The 23,284-nt window shown below is 52.8% G+C and carries 16 protein-coding genes and 2 pseudogenes; 14 read left to right on the top strand and 4 right to left on the bottom strand.

Annotated features, from left to right (window positions below; genetic code table 11):
• Nucleotides 1–710, top strand: a 710-nt coding sequence (locus tag FDW87_RS21770) for a glycerate kinase (protein WP_252363007.1), incomplete at its 5' end; no start/stop codon positions are given.
• A gap of 59 nt (nucleotides 711–769) precedes the next feature.
• On the opposite strand, the gene barA is transcribed toward FDW87_RS21770, so the two are convergent.
• The gene (gene barA, locus FDW87_RS04475; RefSeq protein WP_047357900.1) at nucleotides 770–3,517 is read right to left on the bottom strand and encodes a two-component sensor histidine kinase BarA; all 2,748 of its coding nucleotides are present in this window, start codon (nucleotides 3,515–3,517) and stop codon (nucleotides 770–772) included.
• 57 nt (nucleotides 3,518–3,574) lie between these two features.
• Between barA and rlmD the strand changes: the two genes are divergently transcribed.
• From rlmD to eno, 5 genes are all read left to right on the top strand, one after another.
• Entirely contained in the window at nucleotides 3,575–4,873 is a 1,299-nt protein-coding gene (rlmD, locus tag FDW87_RS04480) for a 23S rRNA (uracil(1939)-C(5))-methyltransferase RlmD (protein WP_137379493.1), read from the top strand.
• A gap of 100 nt (nucleotides 4,874–4,973) precedes the next feature.
• The gene (gene relA, locus FDW87_RS04485; RefSeq protein WP_047357898.1) at nucleotides 4,974–7,208 is read left to right on the top strand and encodes a GTP diphosphokinase; all 2,235 of its coding nucleotides are present in this window, start codon (nucleotides 4,974–4,976) and stop codon (nucleotides 7,206–7,208) included.
• Nucleotides 7,209–7,338: 130 nt separating this feature from the next.
• Complete coding sequence (gene mazG, locus FDW87_RS04490) at nucleotides 7,339–8,130, top strand: nucleoside triphosphate pyrophosphohydrolase (RefSeq protein ID WP_049040397.1); 792 nt, start codon at nucleotides 7,339–7,341, stop codon at nucleotides 8,128–8,130.
• A 224-nt stretch (nucleotides 8,131–8,354) separates the two neighbouring features.
• Complete coding sequence (gene pyrG / locus FDW87_RS04495) at nucleotides 8,355–9,992, top strand: glutamine hydrolyzing CTP synthase (RefSeq protein WP_016154233.1); 1,638 nt, start codon at nucleotides 8,355–8,357, stop codon at nucleotides 9,990–9,992.
• Between the two features lie 87 nt (nucleotides 9,993–10,079).
• A complete protein-coding gene (gene eno / locus FDW87_RS04500) occupies nucleotides 10,080–11,378 on the top strand; it encodes a phosphopyruvate hydratase (protein ID WP_003034129.1) in 1,299 nt (432 codons plus the stop codon).
• Between the two features lie 60 nt (nucleotides 11,379–11,438).
• Here eno and FDW87_RS04505 read toward each other — a convergent pair whose 3' ends face one another.
• Nucleotides 11,439–12,263 (bottom strand): MurR/RpiR family transcriptional regulator, encoded by an 825-nt coding sequence (locus FDW87_RS04505; RefSeq protein ID WP_049040365.1) that lies wholly within the window; start codon nucleotides 12,261–12,263, stop codon nucleotides 11,439–11,441.
• Nucleotides 12,264–12,428: 165 nt separating this feature from the next.
• Between FDW87_RS04505 and FDW87_RS04510 the strand changes: the two genes are divergently transcribed.
• From FDW87_RS04510 to queE, 3 genes are all read left to right on the top strand, one after another.
• Complete coding sequence (locus tag FDW87_RS04510) at nucleotides 12,429–13,985, top strand: maltose/glucose-specific PTS transporter subunit IIC (protein ID WP_016157348.1); 1,557 nt, start codon at nucleotides 12,429–12,431, stop codon at nucleotides 13,983–13,985.
• Nucleotides 13,985–14,674, top strand: coding sequence for an N-acetylmannosamine-6-phosphate 2-epimerase (locus FDW87_RS04515; RefSeq protein ID WP_016154230.1), 690 nt, complete (start codon nucleotides 13,985–13,987; stop codon nucleotides 14,672–14,674). Before FDW87_RS04510 ends, FDW87_RS04515 begins: the two co-directional genes overlap by 1 nt.
• Nucleotides 14,675–14,745: 71 nt before the next feature.
• The gene (gene queE, locus FDW87_RS04520) at nucleotides 14,746–15,417 is read left to right on the top strand and encodes a 7-carboxy-7-deazaguanine synthase QueE (protein WP_016154229.1); all 672 of its coding nucleotides are present in this window, start codon (nucleotides 14,746–14,748) and stop codon (nucleotides 15,415–15,417) included.
• A gap of 52 nt (nucleotides 15,418–15,469) precedes the next feature.
• Here queE and FDW87_RS04525 read toward each other — a convergent pair whose 3' ends face one another.
• Both FDW87_RS04525 and FDW87_RS04530 read right to left on the bottom strand, forming a co-directional pair.
• A complete protein-coding gene (locus FDW87_RS04525; protein WP_137379494.1) occupies nucleotides 15,470–16,948 on the bottom strand; it encodes an FGGY-family carbohydrate kinase in 1,479 nt (492 codons plus the stop codon).
• 26 nt (nucleotides 16,949–16,974) lie between these two features.
• Nucleotides 16,975–18,273 (bottom strand): nitrate/nitrite transporter, encoded by a 1,299-nt coding sequence (locus FDW87_RS04530; protein ID WP_103284164.1) that lies wholly within the window; start codon nucleotides 18,271–18,273, stop codon nucleotides 16,975–16,977.
• Nucleotides 18,274–18,591: 318 nt separating this feature from the next.
• On the opposite strand from FDW87_RS04530, the gene FDW87_RS04535 reads away from it, so the two are divergent.
• The 5 genes and pseudogenes from FDW87_RS04535 to FDW87_RS21775 all read left to right on the top strand — a co-directional run.
• Nucleotides 18,592–19,377 (top strand): SDR family oxidoreductase, encoded by a 786-nt coding sequence (locus FDW87_RS04535; protein WP_016154226.1) that lies wholly within the window; start codon nucleotides 18,592–18,594, stop codon nucleotides 19,375–19,377.
• A gap of 59 nt (nucleotides 19,378–19,436) precedes the next feature.
• Complete coding sequence (locus FDW87_RS04540) at nucleotides 19,437–20,891, top strand: FAD-binding oxidoreductase (protein WP_049040369.1); 1,455 nt, start codon at nucleotides 19,437–19,439, stop codon at nucleotides 20,889–20,891.
• A 45-nt stretch (nucleotides 20,892–20,936) separates the two neighbouring features.
• Nucleotides 20,937–22,295, top strand: a pseudogene (locus tag FDW87_RS04545) (MFS transporter); the annotation flags it as partial.
• A complete protein-coding gene (locus FDW87_RS04550) occupies nucleotides 22,273–23,055 on the top strand; it encodes an electron transfer flavoprotein subunit beta/FixA family protein (protein ID WP_016157340.1) in 783 nt (260 codons plus the stop codon). The pseudogene FDW87_RS04545 and the gene FDW87_RS04550, both read left to right, overlap by 23 nt.
• Nucleotides 23,052–23,284, top strand: a pseudogene (locus FDW87_RS21775) (electron transfer flavoprotein); the annotation flags it as partial. The gene FDW87_RS04550 and the pseudogene FDW87_RS21775, both read left to right, overlap by 4 nt.

The following is a 23,284-nucleotide window of genomic DNA, read 5'->3' on the forward strand; positions in this document are numbered from 1 at the left end:
TGGTGCAAGCGCTTGGAGCAAAATTACTGGATGCGCAAAATAACGATATTGCTCATGGCGGGACTGGCCTTGAATCACTCGCCCGGATTGATATTTCTCAGCTAGACCCGCGTCTTGCCGCGTGCCGTATTGAAGTGGCCTGCGATGTGACTAATCCGTTGACCGGTGAAGAGGGGGCCTCTGCGGTCTTCGGTCCGCAAAAGGGGGCGACGCCGGAGATGATTCCTCGTCTTGATCGGGCGCTCACGCATTATGCGCAACTCATTGCCCGCGATCTGGACGTCAACGTGCTGGAACTGGCGGGTGGTGGCGCGGCTGGTGGTATGGGGGCGGCACTGTATGCGTTTTGCGGTGCGCAGTTACGCTGCGGTATTGAGATCGTGACGGATGCGTTACACCTCGACGACTGCGTTGCGGATGCGGATTTAGTGGTCACGGGTGAAGGACGTATCGACAGCCAGACCATTCACGGTAAGGTTCCGGTTGGCGTGGCGAAGGTGGCAAAGCGTTACAACAAACCGGTTATCGGCATTGCTGGCAGCCTGACGGCTGATGTCGGTGTTGTACATGAGCATGGGCTGGATGCGGTTTTTAGCGTTATCTATACCGTTTGCACACTGGATGAGGCGCTGAAGAACGCGAGTGAGAACGTGCGAATGACGGCGCGAAACGTGGCCGCGACCCTGAAAGCGGGTCAGCAATTACGTTGAATGATGTGGCATGATTGCCGGATAAGACGCGTGAGCGTCGTTATCCGGCAATCAGATCTTTACCCTAACAACTTCTTCGCTTCGCGCGCAACGTTATCCATTTCATCCAGAAGCTCTAAAAACTCAGGCTCCAGCTCTTCTTCTTTGCTCCCGCTACGTAATTGCTGCTCAATAAGCTGACACAGGTTTTTCATGCGGGGAACGCCGCTATAACCGCAACTGCCATGCAGTTTATGGATCATATCCACCAGTCCTTCAGGGTTTTCACCTACCAGCTGTTCTTCAATTTTGTTACGCACTTCGGGCAGAAAATCGAGCAGCATTTGCAGCATATCCCGCGCCAGATCGTTTTTACCGGCGGCTTGCCTTAACGCCAGTTGCCAGTCGAGTGTGGTATTCGGATTGACGACCGGTTCAACAGCGAGCGCCCTCAGCGATGAGCTCGCGCCGGGTTTGTAGCGTAACAGCAGATTATGCAGCTTATCTTCTTCGATAGGCTTCGCCAGGTAATCGTTCATCCCGGCGCTGAGCAGCTTCTCTTTTTGCCCGGCCATGGCATGCGCGGTGACCGCAATGACCGGCGTCTGTTGTTGATGAGGAAGCTGGTGGATCAGTTCGCAGGCGCGAATACCGTCCATGTCTGGCATCTGAATATCCATCAGGATGAGATCAAACTGCATCTGTTTGGCGCGATCCACTGCCTGATGTCCGCTGTCGCAGAGCACGACGTGCTGCACTTTATCTTCCAGCAGAGCACCAATCAGCTTGAGGTTCGCCGGGTTGTCGTCCACCGCCATGACGGTCATCGCAATTTTGCTCTCGTCTAACAGTAGCGGAGCCGCGCTGTGGTTCAGTTGACAATACTCTGTCAACGCTGGCAGTAAGCGGGTTGAGGTAAGAGGTTTCAACAGGCACGCCGCCGCGCCGCCCTGCTTTAATTTCTCGGCGTTGATCTGCGCATGGCAAGGCAGAGCCAGTAACAAAAAGTCGGTCATCGCCGCTGCGCTTGCCAGCCGCTCATGCTGCATGGTGAGCGGTTCGCGTAAAGTGACCGGTATGCCAAGCAGCAGAATATCGTAGTGATCCTTCGGCAGCCCGGAGAATGAAGGGCTGTAAATCACCTCCAGCGGCGTTTCACTCAAGATATCTAACGTGCATTGCGCGGCTGTTGCGTTAGGTTCAACGTAGGCCAGCCGCTTTCCGGCCAGACAGTGCGTGGTTGAGCGATCCACGAGAACGTTAGGGTTGAGATCGAGGCTGATATGGAACCAGAACGTGGAGCCCCGGTTCGGCTGGCTGTGGAAGGAGATATCCCCGCCCATTTCATTGACCAGCTTTTGCGTAATGACCAGACCCAGTCCGGTCCCGCCGTGGCGGCGGGAAATACTGGCATCGGCCTGGCGGAAGGCCTGGAACAGGCGTGACTGATCGCGCTCAGGGATGCCAATTCCGGTATCGCGGATTTGCACTTCAATTTGCACTTTCGTGTTACTGAGGGCGCGTTTCTCGACCAGAATGTCGATATTGCCGCCTTCGGTAAATTTGATGGCATTGCCAACCAGATTAGTGATTACCTGCTGTAAGCGCAGCGGGTCCCCGATGACGTTGTCCGGCACGTCATTCTTAATATTTAGCGTCAGCTCAAGCCCTTTATCATGGGATGAGTGCGCTAACAGCGTGACGACGTCATCCAGCGTGCTACGCAGCGGGAATGGGATGCTTTCCAGAATCAGTTTGCCCGCCTCAAGTTTGGAGAAGTCGAGCACATCATTGATGATGGCCAACAGATTGTTGGCCGAGCGTTCAATCGTATTCAGGTGATCGCGCTGCGTCGTGTTGAGCTCGGTTTTAAGCGTCAGGCGGGTGAAGCCAATCACGCCATTCAGCGGCGTACGCAGCTCATGCGACATGTTAGCCAGAAACTCAGACTTAATACGCGCCGCTTCCTGGGCGCGTTTCTTCGCCAGATCCAGTTCGACGTTCTGGATTTCCATCTGCTCCAACGTTTCGCGCAGGTCAGAGGTGGCCTGGTCGATGTTGTGCTGCATCTCTTCATGGTAGGCCGCAAGTGACATCGCCATCGAGTTGATGCCATTTTTGAGCATATCCAGCTCGCCCAACATGAAACCTTCGACGCGGCTGTCGAGCTGGCCTCTACGTATTCGGTCAACGGTATTCACCATATTGCGAATCGGGCCAGTCACGTCGCGCATCAGACGCCAGCCAAAAATTAACGCAATACCGATACAAAACAGCATCATTACGCTGGAGATAAAGATCTCTTTATACTGCTGTAATCGTACTGACTTGAGGTCCAGCTCAAGCGCTACATACCCCAGCATATTTTCCGTATTTTTGGCGTCGCTGACGGCAGATTCATCCGGCGAATAGCTTTCCGATATAATTGGCGTTCGCAGGATCATAATATCCCCGAGCCGGGTGACGCTCAGCTTTCGGGGAAATGGTGAACCGGTTGCCAGCTGCATTTCAGACGGATCGAGATGAAAATTGGATGTGACAAACAGCCGATTATTCTCGTCATAGACAGAAATTGCCCGCACGATATCGGAATGGCGACGATGCAGCACGCTGATAAGTTGGCCGATGGATTCTCTGTTTTGCAGATTCATGCCATATTCGCTGGAGACCGCGAGTGGCTCAATGATGCTGGCGCCAGCATCTTCCAGTTGACGCTGCAAGTCGTTATAGCGATGCACAACAAAAAAGATACTGAGCAGCAAACCAATCAGGACGGTCGGGGCCAGGATCAGAATCATCATGCGTGCGCGCAGGCTGTAGTTGGTCATGGAGTTCCGTTATGGGACAATTAGGGTCACACTGTTAAATAGAGAAATATCTCGTCGATGGCGCAATTCTACTCTGCAAAACGACGCGTGACGACGCGTCAGATCATAACCGTTACCGTCAATGACCTTGATCCTTTCGGCCAGGGCGTTGCTCGCCATAACGGAAAGGCGTTGTTTATACCGGAATTGCTACCTCAGGAAAGCGCCGAGGTGGTGATTACCGAAGATAAAAAACAGTTCGCCCGTGCGCAAGTAAAACGACGTTTAAACGACAGTCCGCAGCGTGAAGTGCCACGTTGCCCGCATTTTGGCGTGTGCGGCGGCTGCCAGCAGCAGCATGCCAGCATCTCGTTGCAGCAGCGTAGCAAAAGCGCGGCGTTGTCGCGTTTAATGAAATGTGAAGTGTTGGATGTTATAGCTGATACCCCGTGGGGCTATCGTCGTCGCGCCAGGTTGAGCCTGAACTATCGGCCAAAAGAACAAAAATTGCAGATGGGGTTTCGCAAATCCGCATCCAGCGACATTATCGATGTTAAACAATGCCCTATTTTGGTGCCCCAGCTTGAAGCGCTCTTGCCCCACATCCGGGCGTGTCTGGAAAGTCTGCAAGGGTTACGCCATCTTGGTCATGTCGAGCTGGTGCAGGCGGGGAGCGGAACCCTGATGATTTTGCGCCACACGGCGCCATTAAGTGTTCAGGATAAAGAAAAACTGGAATGCTTTTCGCATTCTCAGGGGCTGTCTTTGTTTCTGGCCCCGCAAAGCGAGATACTGGAATCAATATCAGAAGAGTCGCCCTGGTATGACTCAAATGGACTACGGTTAACCTTCAGCCCGCGTGATTTTATTCAGGTCAATGAAGGGGTAAACCAACAAATGGTGGCCCGTGCGCTCGAATGGCTTGATGTGCAACCTGAAGATCGCGTACTCGATCTGTTCTGTGGAATGGGTAATTTTACCCTGCCGTTGGCAACCCGGGCTGCAAACGTGGTGGGGGTGGAAGGGGTACCGGCGCTGGTGGAAAAAGGCCGGGAAAACGCGCTGAATAACGGATTACACAATGTGACATTCTTTCATGAAAACCTTGAGGAAGATGTTACCCGGCAGCCGTGGGCGAAAAACGGATTCGACAAAGTATTGCTCGATCCTGCGCGTGCGGGGGCTGCAGGTGTGATGCAACATATTATAAAATTAGAACCTATACGCGTTGTTTATGTATCCTGTAACCCGGCAACGCTGGCTCGTGACAGCGACGCTTTGCTCAACGCGGGATATGCCATACGGCGACTGGCGATGCTTGATATGTTCCCGCACACTGGACACCTGGAATCAATGGTCCTGTTTGAGCGTATGTAATAAATTTTGTACCCATTGGATTTCGGGTGGTAATGCAGCGTGAAAGACAATGGGTATGGCTTGTCGACTTCGACAGGCCAGGCCCCTTAAGGAGAGGACAATGGTTGCGGTAAGAAGTGCACATATAAATAAAGCTGGTGAGTTTGATCCAAAGAAATGGATCGCGAGTCTGGGGATCTCCAGCCAGCAGTCGTGTGAACGCTTAGCCGAAACCTGGGCGTACTGCCAGCAGCAGACACAGGGGCATCCGGATGCGGAACTGCTGCTGTGGCGTGGCGTGGAGATGGTAGAAATACTCTCCATGTTGAGCATGGATATCGACACGCTGCGCGCAGCAATGCTGTTCCCTCTGGCAGATGCCAACGTGGTCAGTGAAGACATCCTGCGCGAGAGCGTGGGCAAATCCATTGTTCATCTTATCCACGGCGTGCGGGATATGGCGGCAATACGCCAGCTTAAGGCCACTCATACCGATTCAGTCTCTTCCGAACAGGTCGATAACGTTCGCCGCATGCTGCTGGCTATGGTGGATGATTTCCGCTGTGTGGTCATCAAGCTGGCGGAGCGGATTGCACATCTGCGTGAAGTGAAGGACGCACCGGAAGATGAACGCGTTCTGGCGGCAAAAGAGTGCACCAATATCTATGCGCCGCTGGCCAACCGTTTGGGTATCGGGCAATTAAAATGGGAACTGGAAGATTACTGCTTCCGTTACCTGCACCCGGCTGAATACAAACGTATTGCCAAGCTGCTGCACGAACGTCGCATCGATCGCGAGCATTACATTGATGAGTTCGTCGGTCATTTGCGCTCAGAGATGAAAACGGAAGGCGTCAAAGCCGAAGTGTACGGACGTCCGAAACACATCTACAGCATCTGGCGCAAAATGCAGAAAAAGCAGCTGGCCTTCGATGAACTTTTCGACGTGCGCGCGGTGCGTATCGTGGCGGAGCGTTTACAGGACTGCTATGCCGCGCTCGGGATAGTGCATACTCACTATCGCCATCTGCCGGATGAGTTCGATGACTATGTTGCTAACCCGAAACCCAACGGCTATCAGTCAATTCATACGGTTGTGCTGGGACCGGGCGGGAAAACCATTGAAATTCAGATCCGTACGAAACAGATGCACGAAGATGCCGAACTGGGCGTTGCGGCACACTGGAAGTACAAAGAGGGCACCGCTTCAGGCGTAGCGCGTTCTGGTCATGAAGATCGTATTGCATGGCTGCGTAAGCTGATCGCCTGGCAGGAAGAGATGGCGGACTCTGGCGAAATGCTGGATGAAGTCCGTAGCCAGGTCTTTGATGACCGAGTGTACGTCTTTACGCCAAAAGGCGACGTTGTGGACTTACCTGCGGGCTCCACACCGCTCGATTTTGCTTATCATATTCACAGTGATGTGGGGCATCGTTGCATTGGCGCGAAAATTGGCGGACGCATCGTACCGTTTACCTACCAGCTGCAGATGGGCGATCAAATTGAAATTATCACCCAGAAACAGCCTAACCCAAGCCGCGACTGGCTGAACCCTAACCTCGGCTATGTCACCACCAGTCGGGGGCGTTCGAAGATCCACGCCTGGTTCCGTAAACAGGACCGCGACAAAAACATCCTTGCTGGCCGCCAGATCCTCGACGATGAGCTGGCGCATTTAGGCATTAGCCTGAAAGAAGCGGAAAAGCACCTGCTGCCGCGCTACAGCTTCAATGAGCTGGATGAGCTGCTGGCGGCGATTGGTGGGGGGGACATTCGCCTCAACCAGATGGTGAACTTCCTGCAGGCGCAGTTTAATAAGCCAAGCGCAGCCGAACAGGATGCCGCCGCGCTGAAACAGCTTCAGCAGAAAACGCAGGCGCCGCAGAGTCGCCGTAAAGACGACGGTCGCGTGGTGGTGGAAGGGGTGGGTAACCTGATGCACCACATTGCGCGCTGCTGCCAGCCGATTCCAGGCGATGAAATTGTCGGGTTTATCACTCAGGGCCGCGGTATTTCCGTGCACCGGGCGGATTGCGAACAGTTGACCGAGCTGCGCTCTCATGCGCCGGAACGAATTGTTGATGCGGTTTGGGGCGAAAGCTACTCGGCAGGATATTCGCTGGTGGTTCGCGTCCAGGCTAACGATCGCAGCGGCTTATTACGTGATATCACCACGATTCTTGCCAACGAGAAGGTGAACGTGCTGGGGGTTGCCAGCCGGAGTGATACCAAACAGCAACTGGCTACCATCGATATGACCATCGAAATCTATAACCTGCAGGTGCTCGGGCGCGTGCTTGGCAAGCTGAACCAGGTGCCGGATGTGATCGACGCACGTCGTCTGCACGGTAATTAATTATTTTATAGGCCAGATAAGTTTGCATGCCTGGTGAGGCGCGTTAGCGTTGCCATCAGGCATTGCCATGTTGCCGGATATCGGCTGTCGTCTTATCTGGCCTCGCGTATCGAAATTTCAGGATATTCCAATGAATCAAATCGACCGACTGCTCGGTATTATGCAGCGCCTGCGCGACCCGGAAAACGGTTGTCCCTGGGATAAAGAGCAGACATTCGCCACTATTGCCCCTTACACCCTCGAAGAAACCTATGAAGTGCTGGACGCAATTGCGCGGGAAGACTTCGACGACCTGCGTGGAGAGCTGGGTGACTTGCTGTTCCAGGTGGTGTTTTACGCCCAGATGGCGCAGGAAGAAGGACGTTTCGATTTCAATGATATTTGCGCCGCCATCAGCGATAAGCTTGAGCGTCGCCACCCACATGTTTTTGCTGATGTTTCTGCCAGTAACAGCACTGAGGTGTTGACCCGCTGGGAGCAAATCAAAAGCGAAGAACGCGCCCAGAAGGCGCAGCATTCCGCACTCGACGATATTCCCCGTAGTTTACCGGCGTTAATGCGCGCCCAAAAAATCCAGAAACGCTGCTCTAATGTTGGTTTCGACTGGAAAACATTAGGACCGGTTGTCGACAAGGTTTACGAAGAGATCGATGAAGTCATGTTTGAGGCGAAGCAGGCTGTTGTCGACCAGGCTAAACTGGAGGAGGAAATGGGCGACCTGTTGTTTGCGACGGTCAATATGGCTCGGCATTTAGGCACTAAAGCTGAGATCGCATTGCAAAAAGCGAACGAGAAATTTGAGCGCCGTTTTCGTGAGGTTGAGCGAATTGTAGCGGCCCGGGGTCTGGAAATGACTGGTGTTGATCTGGAAACTATGGAAGAAGTCTGGCAACAGGTAAAACGGCAGGAAATTGATCTCTAAGGGATTTCGTCGGTCAAGGGCGATTTGTGTGATTTTTTAAATAACAAGCGCTTGATTTACGTCAAAAACATTTACCCCAAAGGGGCTATTTTCTCACTCCCGATGTTTATGTGAGCCTGGTGAAGAGGAGGAATAATGAAAGTTTGTGGCGCTCGTCATGTTCGGGTATACTACTTTCCCGTCTTGGTAATTCCATCGTTTCACCCTAACTTCTCAGGTCCAGCATGACAACGAACTATATTTTTGTGACCGGCGGGGTCGTATCCTCTCTGGGTAAAGGCATTGCCGCAGCCTCCCTGGCAGCCATTCTTGAGGCTCGTGGCCTCAACGTGACCATGATGAAACTGGATCCGTATATCAACGTCGATCCAGGTACTATGAGTCCAATCCAACACGGGGAAGTGTTCGTTACTGAAGACGGCGCTGAAACCGACCTGGACCTGGGTCACTATGAGCGTTTCATTCGTACCAAAATGACTCGCCGCAATAACTTCACTACCGGTCGAATTTACTCCGATGTCCTGCGCAAAGAGCGCCGTGGCGACTATCTGGGGGCAACCGTACAGGTTATCCCGCACATCACCAACGCGATTAAAGAGCGTGTCCTTGCCGGTGGCGAAGGTCATGACGTCGTTCTGGTTGAAATCGGCGGTACGGTCGGTGATATCGAATCCCTGCCATTCCTGGAAGCGATTCGCCAATTAGCGGTAGATATCGGTCGTGAACACGCGCTGTTCATGCACCTGACTCTGGTTCCTTACCTGGCCGCTGCCGGTGAAGTCAAAACTAAACCGACTCAGCACTCGGTAAAAGAGTTGCTGTCTATCGGTATCCAGCCTGACATTCTGATCTGTCGTTCCGATCGCGCGGTTCCGGCCAACGAACGTGCAAAAATTGCATTGTTCTGTAACGTGCCAGAAAAAGCCGTTATTTCAATGAAAGATGTCGATTCCATCTATAAAATTCCAGGCCTGTTGAAATCCCAGGGCCTTGACGATTATATTTGTAAACGATTCAGCTTGAACTGTCCGGAAGCTAATCTGTCAGAATGGGAACAGGTTATCTACGAAGAAGCGAATCCGGCAGGCGAAGTGACTATCGGTATGGTCGGCAAGTATATTGAACTGCCGGATGCCTATAAGTCAGTTATCGAAGCATTGAAGCACGGTGGTCTGAAGAATCGTGTCACCGTCAACATTAAGCTGATCGATTCGCAAGATGTCGAAACGCGCGGCGTTGAGATCCTGAAAGGTCTTGATGCAATCCTGATCCCTGGCGGCTTCGGCTACCGTGGTGTTGAAGGTAAGATCGCGACAGCGCGCTTTGCGCGTGAAAACAATGTTCCTTATCTGGGTATTTGCCTGGGTATGCAGGTTGCGTTGATTGAGTTTGCACGTAACGTAGTGGGTATGGATAACGCCAACTCCACGGAATTTGTGCCAGACTGTAAGTACCCGGTGGTGGCCCTGATTACCGAATGGCGCGATGAAGACGGCAACGTTGAAGTCCGTACCGAGAAGAGCGATCTGGGCGGCACAATGCGCCTTGGCGCCCAGCAGTGTCAGTTGAGCGACGATAGCCTGGTTCGTCAGCTGTACGGCGCGCCGACAATTGTTGAACGCCATCGCCACCGTTACGAAGTCAACAATATGCTGTTGAAACAGATTGAAGCTGCGGGTCTGCGTATTGCAGGCCGTTCCGGTGATGATCAGTTGGTCGAGATCATTGAGGTACCGAATCATCCGTGGTTCGTGGCCTGTCAGTTCCACCCGGAATTTACTTCCACGCCACGTGATGGGCACCCGCTGTTTGCCGGCTTTGTGAAAGCCGCCAGTGAACATCAGAAGCGTCAGGCGAAGTAAGAAGTAAAAAAGTTAGAACGGCAATGCACCCATCCGGGTGCATTGTTTGTCTGGAGTTTTAGTTTAACTTGTACTGAGGAAAATCTAATGTCCAAAATCGTTAAAATCATCGGTCGTGAAATCATCGACTCCCGTGGTAACCCGACTGTTGAAGCCGAAGTACACCTGGAAGGTGGTTTCGTTGGTATGGCAGCAGCTCCGTCAGGTGCTTCTACTGGTTCCCGCGAAGCACTGGAACTGCGCGACGGCGACAAATCCCGTTTCATGGGTAAAGGCGTACTGAAAGCTGTTGCAGCTGTTAACGGCCCAATTGCTCAGGCTCTGCTGGGTAAAGATGCTAAAGATCAGGCTGGCATCGACAAGATCATGATCGATCTGGACGGTACTGAAAACAAATCCAACTTCGGTGCAAACGCCATCCTGGCTGTGTCCCTGGCGAACGCCAAAGCAGCAGCTGCTGCTAAAGGCCTGCCGCTGTATGCACACATCGCTGAACTGAACGGTACTCCGGGCAAATACTCCATGCCGGTTCCGATGATGAACATCATCAACGGTGGTGAGCACGCTGACAACAACGTTGACATCCAGGAGTTCATGATTCAGCCGGTTGGCGCTAAAACCCTGAAAGAAGCCGTACGTATGGGTTCTGAAGTGTTCCATAACCTGGCTAAAGTTCTGAAAGCTAAAGGTATGAACACTGCAGTGGGTGACGAAGGCGGCTACGCGCCGAACCTGGGTTCCAACGCTGAAGCTCTGGCTGTAATCGCTGAAGCGGTTAAAGCAGCTGGCTACGAGCTGGGCAAAGACATCACCCTGGCGATGGACTGTGCAGCTTCTGAATTCTACAAAGACGGTAAATACGTTCTGGCTGGCGAAGGCAACAAAGCATTCACCTCCGAAGAATTCACTCACTTCCTGGAAGAACTGACCAAACAGTACCCGATCGTGTCCATCGAAGATGGTCTGGACGAGTCTGACTGGGACGGTTTCGCATACCAGACTAAAGTTCTGGGCGACAAAATCCAGCTGGTTGGTGACGATCTGTTCGTAACCAACACCAAGATCCTGAAAGAAGGTATCGAAAAAGGCATCGTTAACTCCATCCTGATCAAATTCAACCAGATCGGTTCTCTGACCGAAACTCTGGCTGCGATCAAAATGGCGAAAGACGCTGGCTACACCGCTGTCATCTCTCACCGTTCTGGCGAAACTGAAGACGCTACCATCGCTGACCTGGCTGTTGGTACCGCTGCAGGCCAGATCAAAACCGGTTCTATGAGCCGTTCTGACCGCGTTGCTAAGTACAACCAGCTGATTCGTATCGAAGAAGCTCTGGGTGAACAAGCGCCGTACAACGGTCGTAAAGAGATCAAAGGTCAGGCGTAATCCTGTTCTTTAACTCTTAACGTAAAAACCCGCTGCGGCGGGTTTTTTTATGCCGCTAAACTAAAGCAGTAGCGGTAAGGTCGCACTGGCGGTTTTCTGGCTCACATCACTGTACTTTTCATCCAGAGCAATCAGTGACGTGGTGAGCAGTTCTACCAACAGCATCACTCCCACCTTGGCGTTTAGCGCACCAGCACTCAACGGACCTTCTGGTTTGGCTGCGACCAGTTGAATATCACTCAGCGAAGCCAACGGACTGCGCGGCGTATTACTCAACGCCAGTACGCGCGCGCCTTGCTTACGCGCCAGTTTAACGACATGCAGCAGATCGCGCGTGGAGCCTGAGCTGGAAATCGCCACCACGAGCGTGTCTTTGCTTAGCGTTGTGGCGTTCATGGCTGCGCGATGCATATCGCTGAACATTTGTGCGGGTTTGCCCAAGCGCAGGAGTTTGTAATGTAAATACTCCCCCAGAATGGCGCTGGCCGCTACGCCATAAATCTGTACCGACTGCGCCTGATGCAGCGCAAGAGCGGCTGCTTCAAGTAATGCTCTGTCGAGTAATTTTGCGGTGTCCTGCAGTGCTTGCACGGATTCATTGACCACATTGTCAATTTCATCCCCGCTGTGCTCTACCGGCTGTTCTTGCTGGAGATCGAGTGCCAGCGCCATTTTGAACTCGTTATAGCCCTTACACCCCAGCGTACGGCACAGCCGTGTGACGCTAGCTTCGCTGGTGTCGCTTTCACGCGCCAGTTCGGTAATCGTCAGGTAGACAACTTTTGCCGGATCGCTTAGCACAAACTCTCCCAGCTTCTGTTGTGTTCGGCTATATCCGTCAACGCTCTGGCGCAATCTCAGCAGCAGGTTTTCATTTTCTGACATGCAAAATCCTTAATGCGTTTCTCTGCTGATAGTGTGGCGGAAAGCAGGGGAGAGATGCCAGTCATTTTAAAAAAGTATGATCGGCTTCCTGGTTTTTGATGATAATTTTCATTTATAAAAATAATTATGGTAAAAATTTTCATCACTAGTCGGGGAGATGAAAAAATGATGCAAATGTTTAGCGGCGCCTCATCGGGTGCATGGTTTGAAAAAGCGCAGCGCTTCGGCAAATCCTTCATGCTGCCGATTGCGGTATTGCCCGCCGCGGGACTGTTGTTAGGGATTGGCGGCGCACTGTCGAATCCAAACACATTGACGGCTTATCCGTTTTTGGATGTCGACTGGTTGCAGGCAATCTTCACAATCATGACCAGCGCCGGTTCTATTGTGTTTGCCAATCTTTCGGTGTTGTTCGCAGTGGGTGTCGCTGTAGGACTGGCGAAAACGGATAAAGGTACCGCCGGGCTGGCGGCATTGCTGGCATTTTTGGTGATGAATGCCACTATCAATGCCTTATTGACCCTCAACGGGACACTGGCGCACGAGAACCCGGGTGCCGTTGGCCAGGGGATGACGCTGGGTATTCAGACGCTGGAAACGGGCGTGTTTGGTGGGGTGGTTATTGGTCTTGTCACCTGCGCGTTGCATAGCCGTTTCAATAAAGTCTCACTACCTCAGTTCCTTGGTTTCTTCAGCGGCTCGCGCTTTGTACCGATTATTAGCTCCCTTGCCGCGATTGTTGTGGGGGCTGTCATGACAGTGGTTTGGCCGCATTTCCAGAAACTCATTTTTGGGCTGGGTGGTCTGGTGGATGCGACGGGTTATCTGGGGACACTGTTGTACGGCTTCATCCTGCGTATGCTTGGCCCACTGGGTTTACACCATATCTTTTATTTGCCGTTCTGGACGACGGCGCTTGGCGGTAGCGAAATCGTCAACGGCCAGTTGGTTGAAGGTACGCAGCGGATTTTCTTTGCCCAACTTGCCGATCCGAATACGCAGCAGTTCTATGCGGGCACCTCGCGCTTTATGTCCGGGCGATTCATTACCATGATGTTTGGCCTGCTTGGCGCATGCCTGGCGATGTATCACACTGCCAAGCCGGAGAACAGAAAGCTTGTCGCCGGCCTGCTGTTGTCGGCAGCCCTGACCTCTTTCCTGACGGGGATCACTGAGCCTATCGAGTTCTCCTTCCTCTTTGTGGCTCCCGTGTTATATGTCATTCACGCCTTCTTCGATGGCCTGGCGTTTATGATGGCTCATATTTTACATATCACTATTGGGCAAACCTTTTCGGGTGGGCTTATCGATTTCCTCCTCTTCGGCGTCTTACAGGGGGAAGCCAAAACCAACTGGATGTACGTTCCCATGGTGGGGATACCGTGGTTCTTCCTTTACTACTTTACCTTCCGCTATTTGATTAACCGCTTTGGCTGGCTGACACCTGGGCGTGAAAACGTAACCCCAATTGAATCCGGTCTGCCTCAAAGTGAACGCGCAGCGGCAGTCATCTCTGGGCTGGGAGGCAAAGAGAATCTGGAAGAGGTGGACTGTTGCGCAACACGCTTACGCGTGACGGTGAAAGAGAGCAGCAAGGTAGATGAAGCGGCGCTGAAAGCGACCGGAGCACGTGGCGTTATTATTCGCGGTAAAGGTGTTCAGGTGATTTATGGCCCGCATGTCACCATCATTAAAAACGAAGTCGAAGAGATCTTATCGTAATGAAAACTGTACTGGATTGCCTGAAAGGTAAATTAATCGTCTCCTGTCAGGCGCTGGAAAATGAGCCTCTGCACAGTCCATTTATTATGTCGCGTATGGCGTTGGCGGCAGCACAGGGCGGTGCGGTAGGTATCCGTGCGAACAGCGTGGTGGATATTCGCGCTATCAAAGAGATCGTCTCACTGCCGGTGATTGGGATTATCAAGCGCGATTATCCGGGTAGTGATGTGTTTATCACGGCCACCCTGCAGGAAGTGGATGAGTTGATGACCGTTGAGCCGGAAATTATTGCTCTGGACGCGACAGCGCGCCCGCGCCCTGGTGGGCAAACGCTGGAAGAACTGGTCGCACAAGTCCGCGCTCGCTACCCGTCCGTACTGCTGATGGCGGATATCGCCACTGTAGACGAGGCGGTGACCGCCGAGCGTCTGGGGTTTGACTGCGTGGGCACTACGCTCTACGGCTATACCGCTGACACTGTCGGGCATGTGCTGGCGGAAAACGACTGCGGTTTTTTACGTGAGGTGTTGGCTGCGGTCAGCATACCGGTCGTGGCGGAAGGAAACGTCGATACCCCGGAACGTGCTGCACGTTGCCTGGCATTAGGTGCCCATACCGTGGTGGTTGGAGGGGCTATCACGCGTCCGCAGCAGATTACGGCACGCTTTGCCGCGGCGATCGCCGCGTAAAGCATCGATGGGGCATGATACTTTGGCGGGGATCTGCGATAATTATCGTTTATCCCCATATTGAGAGCGCTATGCAGTACCCGATTAACGAGATGTTCCAGACCCTGCAAGGTGAGGGTTACTTTACCGGCGTCCCCGCCATTTTTATTCGTTTACAGGGATGCCCGGTTGGCTGTGCCTGGTGCGATACCAAACACACCTGGGATAAGCTTGAGGATCGGGAAGTTTCCCTGTACAGCATCCTGGCTAAGACCAAAGAGAGCGATAAATGGGGCGCGGCGAGCAGCGAGGATCTGCTGGCGGTCATTGTGCGTCAGGGCTATACCGCCCGTCACGTGGTGATAACCGGTGGCGAGCCCTGCATTCATGACCTGATGCCGCTGACAGACCTGCTGGAAAAGAACGGCTTTAGCTGCCAGATTGAAACCAGCGGTACCCACGAAGTGCGCTGTACGCCGAATACCTGGGTGACCGTATCGCCGAAGGTGAATATGCGCGGCGGTTATGATGTGCTGTCGCAGGCGCTGGAGCGTGCGAATGAAATCAAACATCCGGTTGGTCGCGTTCGCGATATTGAAGCGCTGGATGAACTGCTGGCTACGTTGAGCGACGACAAACCGCGTATCATCGCCTTACAGCCAATCAGCCAGAAAGAAGATGCCACGCGTTTGTGTATTGATACCTGTATTGCGCGGAACTGGCGTCTGTCGATGCAGACCCATAAATATCTGAATATTGCCTGATGATAATGGGTTTATCGGCCTGCATTGAGTGCTACATGCAGGCCGGACAACCTTATGCGTTAGACCAGCTCTGAATCGAATTAACGTTATCCAGGCCGCCATGCAACACTTCATACGACTTTTTCAGGATCACATCGGTGTGCTGGGTTAAATCGCGGAAAATCCCTTTGTTCAGCGCGTCATAGCGTCTGGCGTTGTTTTCTATTGGTGTGAATACATCTTTCACCCGCACCATTTTTTCTATCGCGTTCTCATAGTTCGGATAGAGACCAAGCCCTACCGCCGTGTTAATTGCCGCGCCCAGGCTGGCGCAACCGTTAATGGCATTCCGTCTTGCTGGAAGATTGAACACGTCGGCAAAGATTTGCATGAATAGATCGCTGTTTGAACCGCCGCCCGTAATGATCACTTGTTTAGCGAAGTGATTCATTTCGTTACACATATTGTCGTAATTGTTTTTCAGCGTCAGCGCAACGCTCTCCAGAATAGAGCGGTAAATCCAGGCGTAGTCCATGCTGGAGTCAAAGCCAATCATGATCCCACGTTTGAACGGTTCCCACGGGTTGGTCAGCCAGTCCAGGACGGTCATCAGGCCATTACAACCGGGTGGTACGCTGGCCGCTTTCTTATTCAGCAAATCTTCCGGCGACAGATCCTGTGCTTTCGCATCCTGGATTAGTGATTCCCCCAACATATCCCGCAGCCAACTGACCGTCCACATTCCTTTGCGAATGCCATAGCCTTCGTAGAGTAGCGTTTGCGGAATCGAAGACATAATTGGCCAATAAGCGACGGGATCTTTGGGCAGCGCTTTGCCGTTCATCATCAGGGCGATATAGGTGCCTAATGAGATCACCGCGGTTTCGTCGTCCAGCAATCCTGCGCCCAGGGCCTCTACCGGTTTGTCGCTGGTGGTGCAAACCACCGGTAATCCGGCAGGGAAGCTGGTCGCCTTCGCGGCAGCGTCGGTCAAGTGCCCGATCACGGTTCCCGGCATCTGCACCTCGAACAGCATCCTGCGCGGGATATTGAATTTCTTCACCACCTCCGGGTCGTCGCTCCATGTCCAGGTTTTGTAATCCACCGGCCACTGACCAAAGTAGTTGGCGATATTGTCTTTAAATTCACCGGTTAAGCGATGTGACAAATAACCTGAAAATGAGGTGACGTAAGCCACATCAGGATTGGCGTGCTCATAGGGGCGGGTGACGCGCGCGTCCTGCCAGCTGATCAATGGCGCAGCGGGCGTGCCGTCTGCTTTGAGCAATGCGCGACAGCAGCGAATGGAGCCCAGACCAATCCCGACAATGTCTTTTGGATCTCCCGCGAACTGGCTCATTAAGTCTTTGCCAGCAAAACACAATGAAGCCCATAAATCGTCGTCCGGATGCTCTGCCGTATCGGCGTCGGGAGTAAACATCGGTTGCAGGAGACCTTTTCCTTCACACACCACGTTACCTTCCAGATCGTACATCACAACCTTGGTACTCTGACTTCCGCCATCAATTCCAATGATGTATTTCTTTGACATTGTCATTCTCCTTTAATTTTCCATCTTCACTCGCCGGAGGTTTCTGCGGCCAGTGAGGTTATCTTTTCCGGTGCGGCGTTGTTGGTGCGAATTTTGCGAAACAATAAGAACGTGAAGAGGATGACCATGCACAGCGCCGCCAGTCCCATCAGCCACATATTGCGATAGGCTTGTGCCGCTGGGAGCGTATCCTGCCAGTGGCCGACAATCGGATAGACGAACACGTCGGGCAGAAAACCGATCACCGAGCAGATCCCTACGGTGGTTCCCATGATGTAAGAAGGGGTTCTGGCCTCGCCGGGACAGGCCCAGTAAAGCCCGCGCGAGGCGTAGCAGGTGAAGCCCAGCAGCAGAATCAGGCCGATCCCCATAACTACGGACTGCGGATTTGAGTTCGTCACCAGCAGGGCAATCAGCGCAGCGGCGCCGACAATTGAAAGCAGTTGCACCACGCGCGTTGGCGACTTAATTTTGCTGTAGGTGGTGATGATGCCGCCCAGTGGCCCACAGATAGCCCGGAAGATCTTGTTGATGACGATCCCCATGTAGCTCGCCGCGACCAGCGACATGCCGTACATTTCAGTCAGATAGTTGGTGGAGTAGCTGAGAATGGCGTAGATCGTAAAGACGCCAAAAATAACCATGCTGCAATACCAGGTGGTGCTGATACGCAGCACGGCGATGATATCTTTGAGCTGAAACGCCTGCTTATCCTCTTTCGCACCGTGGCTGCGGCTGTTGCCATCGTTCACGAAGAACCAGCACAAAATTCCCAACAGGATGTAAACCACGCTATAAATCAGGATCACGGCCTTCAGGCTGTTGCTGTCATCCGGTGCGAAGCGAGAAAAGACCCACATGGTAAATACCGCCAGCGACATGACGCCGACACCGCGCAGGCCTTCCATCCAGCCCATGATTTTCCCTTGTTCACTGTGATCCCCCAGCAGCGAGGCGGCTTTAATTGATACCGACCACAGCATCAGGATTGTCGTGATGGCAAAGGCGACCTGAATACAGAGCATGACCCACAGCGGTGGATAGGTCATCATCAGCAGTCCGAGCAATCCGGTAATTATCATGGCTGAAGTGATCATTTTGCGATGGGAGAATTTATCGGCAATTACGCCGCTGGGCGCATACAGAATAATAGCGGCAACGCCAAAGGTACTCATTATTAATCCAATTTCGGTATTGCTAAATCCCATGAATTTTGCCATGGGAATTTGATAGATATAACGTAAATAGGCTAAATCAAAACTAACGCCACCGCTGAAACTAATAATGGCGAGTGTTATCCAACGGCGATATGAGGATTGTTGCATATCGGGCTCTCATTTTATGCAGACAAAAAAAAGAGAAAAGTAAACCGCCCTTTCAGGTGGATTACTTTTCTCAGGTCTCTAGTAATTGCGCTTAGAAATAACATGGAAGTGTGGGTTATAGTGTGAGAATAATCACGCTTCTTGTTTTTAGTCATCAATACAAAATGAACAAAACATCTGTGATTTTGATCACGTTAGATAATTTCTCGTTATGCTAAAAATTCATTCCAGTTACCAGAGATAATGAGAAAGGTGACTTCCCTCTAGCGGGGGAAGTTGCCTTTCTTTTTTTTTGCCTAAAGGAATTTGGAGCCAGCTATGTCAATCGAATCTCTCAATGCATTCTCAATGAATTTTTTCTCCCTGAAAGGGAAAACGGCGATCGTAACGGGCGGCAACAGCGGTCTGGGTCAGGCTTTTGCGATGGCGCTGGCGAAAGCCGGGGCGAATCTGTTTATCCCAAGTTTTGTAAAAGATAACGGTGAAACGAAGGAAATCATTGAGAAACAGGGTGTTGAAGTTGAATTCATGCAGGTGGATATCACCGAGAAAGGTGCCCCGCAGAAGATTATTGCCGCCTGCTGTGAGCGTTTTGGCACCGTTGATATTCTGGTGAACAACGCCGGAATTTGTAAGCTGAATAAGGTACTGGACTTTGGTCGTGCGGACTGGGATCCGATGATTGACGTCAACCTGACGGCGGCGTTTGAACTGAGCTACGAAGCGGCAAAAATTATGATTCCGCAAAACAGCGGTAAAATTATAAATATCTGTTCTTTGTTCTCTTATCTTGGCGGACAGTGGTCTCCGGCTTATTCAGCGACAAAACATGCGCTTGCCGGTTTTACCAAGGCGTATTGCGATGAATTGGGGCAATATAATATTCAGGTTAACGGTATCGCACCGGGATATTATGCAACGGATATTACGCTGGCTACGCGCAGCAATCCGGAAACGAATCAGCGCGTATTGGATCATATCCCAGCTAATCGTTGGGGCGATACCCAGGATTTAATGGGGGCTGCGATATTCCTTGCCAGTCAGGCTTCTAATTATGTTAACGGTCATTTACTGGTCGTCGATGGCGGTTATTTAGTTCGCTAATATCTACCTATAGTTTCTGTATTATTAATTGTTCTGCTAATTATCAGGAAGGAATAGCTATGCCTTTATCTCGCGAAGCGATTGTTGACCAGTTAAAAGAAATTGTTGGGTCCGAACGCGTAATTACCGATGAAACGGTATTAAAGAAAAACAGTATTGACCGCTTTCGTAAATATGCCGACATTCACGGTATTTATACACTACCCATTCCGGCGGCAGTGGTAAAACTCGGTTCGACAGAGCAGGTTTCCCGCGTTCTGGCGTTTATGAATCAGCATAAAATCAATGGAGTTCCGCGTACCGGCGCATCCGCGACGGAAGGGGGGCTGGAAACGGTGGTTAAAGACTCCGTGGTGCTGGACGGGGCAGGGATGAACCAGATCCTGAGCATTGATATTGAAAACATGCAGGCGACCGCTCAATGCGGCGTGCCGCTTGAGATTCTGGAAAATGCATTGCGCGAAAAAGGATATACCACCGGGCACTCGCCGCAGTCTAAGCCGCTGGCGCAGATGGGCGGCCTGGTTGCAACCCGCAGCATCGGGCAATTCTCCACTCTTTACGGTGCCATTGAAGATATGGTCGTGGGGCTGGAGGCGGTGCTGCCGGACGGCACGGTAACCCGCATCAAGAACGTGCCACGCCGGGCTGCCGGGCCGGACATTCGCCACATCATCATTGGGAACGAAGGCGCGCTGTGCTATATCACTGAAGTGACGGTGAAAATCTTCAAGTTCACGCCGGAAAATAACCTTTTTTACGGCTACATTCTGGACGATATGAAAATCGGTTTCGATATCCTGCGTGAAGTGATGGTGGAAGGCTACCGTCCTTCGATTGCACGCCTGTATGACGCCGAGGATGGCACCCAGCACTTTACTCATTTTGCTGACGGGAAATGCGTGTTGATCTTCATGGCTGAGGGCAATCCGCGAATGGCGCAAGCCACTGGCGAGGGCATTGCGGAGATCGTCGCGCGTTATCCACAGTGTAAGCGTGTGGACAGCAAGCTGATTGAGAACTGGTTTAACCATCTGAACTGGGGCCCGGAAAAAGTGGCTGCCGAACGCGTACAGATCCTGAAAACCGGCAATATGGGCTTTACGACGGAAGTTTCCGGCAGTTGGAGCTACATCCATCAAATTTACGAAAACGTGATCCATCGTATTCGTACTGAATTCCCACACGCGGATGACATCACCATGCTGGGCGGTCACTCTTCCCATAGTTATATCAACGGTACCAACATGTACTTTGTGTATGACTACAACGTGGTGGACTGCAAGCCGGAAGAGGAGATTGATAAGTACCACAACCCGCTTAACAAGATTATTTGCGAAGAGACGATCCGTCTTGGCGGCTCAATGGTGCATCACCACGGCATCGGCAAGCATCGTGTTCACTGGAGCAAGCTGGAACATGGCAGCGCGTGGCCGCTGCTGGAAGGTCTGAAACGTCAGTTTGATCCAAACGGCATTATGAACACGGGAACGATCTACCCGATTGAGAAATAAACATCAGCTGGCTTCCTGATCGGGAAGCCACAATTTTACCGGACAGGGGTAGAAATGAACACTTCACCGGTGCGAATGGACGATTTACCGCTTAACGGTTTTCACTGTCGTATTGCCGCCTTGACCTTTGGTGCTCACCTTACCGACGGCTATGTTCTTGGCGTTGTCGGCTATGCCATTATTCAGTTAACACCTGCCATGCAGCTCACGCCGTTTATGACCGGGATGATTGGCGGCTCGGCGCTGCTCGGGTTGTTTCTCGGTAGTCTGGTGTTGGGCTGGATTTCAGACCACATTGGTCGACAGAAGATCTTCACTTTCAGCTTTGTGCTGATCACCATCGCCTCTTTTTTACAGCTTTTCGCCACCTCGCCGGAACAGCTTATTGGTTTACGCATCCTGATTGGGATTGGGCTGGGAGGCGATTATTCCGTGGGGCACACCCTGCTGGCCGAATTTTCACCACGACGACATCGGGGAGTGTTACTGGGGGCTTTTAGCGTGGTATGGACCATCGGCTATGTGCTGGCAAGCCTGGCGGGACACCACTTTATTACCGAAAGCCCGGATGCCTGGCGCTGGCTGCTGGCGTCGGCGGCGCTGCCCGCACTATTGATTACCCTGCTTCGCTGGGGGACGCCGGAATCGCCTCGTTGGCTGCTGCGCCAGGGGCGTTTCGCGGAAGCCCACGCTATTGTTCACCGCTATCTTGGGCCGCACGTATTGCTCGGCGACGAGGTTTCTGCGGCGTCCGGAAAGCACATCAAAACGCTCTTTTCCCCTCTCTACTGGCGGCGAACCGCGTTTAACAGCGTGTTTTTTGTTTGTCTGGTGATCCCCTGGTTTGTTATCTACACCTGGCTGCCTACCATTGCCGGGACCCTCGGCCTGGAGGATGCGCTCACCGCCAGCCTGCTGCTGAATGCGTTGTTAATCGTTGGCGCACTGCTGGGGCTGGTATTAACACATCTGCTGGCGCACCGTCGGTTTCTGCTTGGGAGTTTTTTTCTGTTGGCTGCCACGCTGGTGGTGATGGCTTTTCTGCCGTCCGGTAGCTCGTTAACTTTGCTGCTTTTTGTCCTGTTCAGCACCACAATTTCTGCGGTCAGTAATCTGGTAGGGATCCTGCCTGCTGAAAGCTTCCCGACGGATATCCGCTCGCTGGGCGTGGGTTTTGCGACGTCGATGAGCAGACTTGGCGCGGCAATCAGCACCGGCCTGCTGCCCTGGACGCTGGCGCAATGTGGGATGCAGGTCACGTTGCTGCTGCTGGCTGGCGTGCTCCTCATTGGATTTGTGGTGACCTGGCTATGGGCACCGGAAACGAAGGCATTGCCGCTGGTGGCGGCCGGAAGCGTGGAGAAAATACAGGGAGGAGCAAATGAACATTCTGTTCGCGTTTAAGGCCGAACCAGACTCCGGTATGTTGGCGGAAAAAGACTGGCTGGCGGCGACGGAAGATACCCGTGGCCCGGACACCGCGCTGCTGCGCTGTTCTCCTGGTGCCGATGAGCAGGCGGCTGCGGCATTACTGCTGGCGCAACGTCGTGAAGGTTGTGATATGACGTTAACCGCGCTAAGCATTAGCGATGAGCGTGCTATTCATTGGTTGCGCTATTTTGCCGCGCTGGGTTTTGATAAGCCGGTGTTGCTGGAAACGACGGCGGATCTGCGCTTTGCGCCGGAATTCATTGCCCGGCAAATAACTGACTGGCAGCGTCATCACGGCGCGGATTTGATTATCACTGGCTGTCAGAGTAGCGAAGGGCAGAACGGGCAAACGCCATTTTTGATGGCTGAAATGTTGGCCTGGCCCTGCTTTACCCAGGTGGAGCGTTTTACGCTGACGCCGCCTTTTGTTGTTGTCGAACAGCGAACGACAACCGGGTTACGCCGCTGCCGGGTGCGGCTTCCGGCAGTGATTGCCGTCAGGCAATGTGGTGAAGTTGCGCTTCCCGTCCCCGGAATGCGTCAGCGTCTGGCGGCGGCAAAAGCGGCAATTTTACGTCAGCCAGCGTCCAGTGATGAAACTCCGAACGTGCAATGTCAGAAGCTGGCGCGACCGGCGCAGCGGCGCAGCGCCACGCTTATCGACGGCGCGACGGCGCAGGAAAAAGCGCGGATATTGTGGAATGATTATTTGCGCCAGAGGATGCAGCCATGAAGATCGTTGTGATTACGGAATCGGGTGAATGCGCTGCACTGGCAGGCTGGATTGCAGAAAACGCGCTTAATGCAGCAGAACTGGAACGCTGGACTCTAGACCCGATGCCGGACGTGGCGGAGCAGGTGCTGGACGCGCTGGCGACGCAGTGGTTGCTGACGCCAGCCGACATCCTGATTTTTCCGGCGGGTGCGCTGGGGGATGAGCTTGCGACGCGGCTGGCCTGGCG

This window comes from Citrobacter sp. wls826, from assembly GCF_005281245.1.
GTDB classification, from domain to species: Bacteria; Pseudomonadota; Gammaproteobacteria; order Enterobacterales; family Enterobacteriaceae; genus Citrobacter; species Citrobacter braakii.

Coding starts and splice junctions, on each gene's coding strand:
- barA (WP_047357900.1), bottom strand. CDS start 3,517: ATGACCAACTACAGCCTGCGCGCACGCATGATGATTCTGATCCTGGCC.
- rlmD (WP_137379493.1), top strand. CDS start 3,575: ATGGCGCAATTCTACTCTGCAAAACGACGCGTGACGACGCGTCAGATC.
- relA (WP_047357898.1), top strand. CDS start 4,974: ATGGTTGCGGTAAGAAGTGCACATATAAATAAAGCTGGTGAGTTTGAT.
- mazG (WP_049040397.1), top strand. CDS start 7,339: ATGAATCAAATCGACCGACTGCTCGGTATTATGCAGCGCCTGCGCGAC.
- pyrG (WP_016154233.1), top strand. CDS start 8,355: ATGACAACGAACTATATTTTTGTGACCGGCGGGGTCGTATCCTCTCTG.
- eno (WP_003034129.1), top strand. CDS start 10,080: ATGTCCAAAATCGTTAAAATCATCGGTCGTGAAATCATCGACTCCCGT.
- FDW87_RS04505 (WP_049040365.1), bottom strand. CDS start 12,263: ATGTCAGAAAATGAAAACCTGCTGCTGAGATTGCGCCAGAGCGTTGAC.
- FDW87_RS04510 (WP_016157348.1), top strand. CDS start 12,429: ATGATGCAAATGTTTAGCGGCGCCTCATCGGGTGCATGGTTTGAAAAA.
- FDW87_RS04515 (WP_016154230.1), top strand. CDS start 13,985: ATGAAAACTGTACTGGATTGCCTGAAAGGTAAATTAATCGTCTCCTGT.
- queE (WP_016154229.1), top strand. CDS start 14,746: ATGCAGTACCCGATTAACGAGATGTTCCAGACCCTGCAAGGTGAGGGT.
- FDW87_RS04525 (WP_137379494.1), bottom strand. CDS start 16,948: ATGTCAAAGAAATACATCATTGGAATTGATGGCGGAAGTCAGAGTACC.
- FDW87_RS04530 (WP_103284164.1), bottom strand. CDS start 18,273: ATGCAACAATCCTCATATCGCCGTTGGATAACACTCGCCATTATTAGT.
- FDW87_RS04535 (WP_016154226.1), top strand. CDS start 18,592: ATGTCAATCGAATCTCTCAATGCATTCTCAATGAATTTTTTCTCCCTG.
- FDW87_RS04540 (WP_049040369.1), top strand. CDS start 19,437: ATGCCTTTATCTCGCGAAGCGATTGTTGACCAGTTAAAAGAAATTGTT.
- FDW87_RS04550 (WP_016157340.1), top strand. CDS start 22,273: ATGAACATTCTGTTCGCGTTTAAGGCCGAACCAGACTCCGGTATGTTG.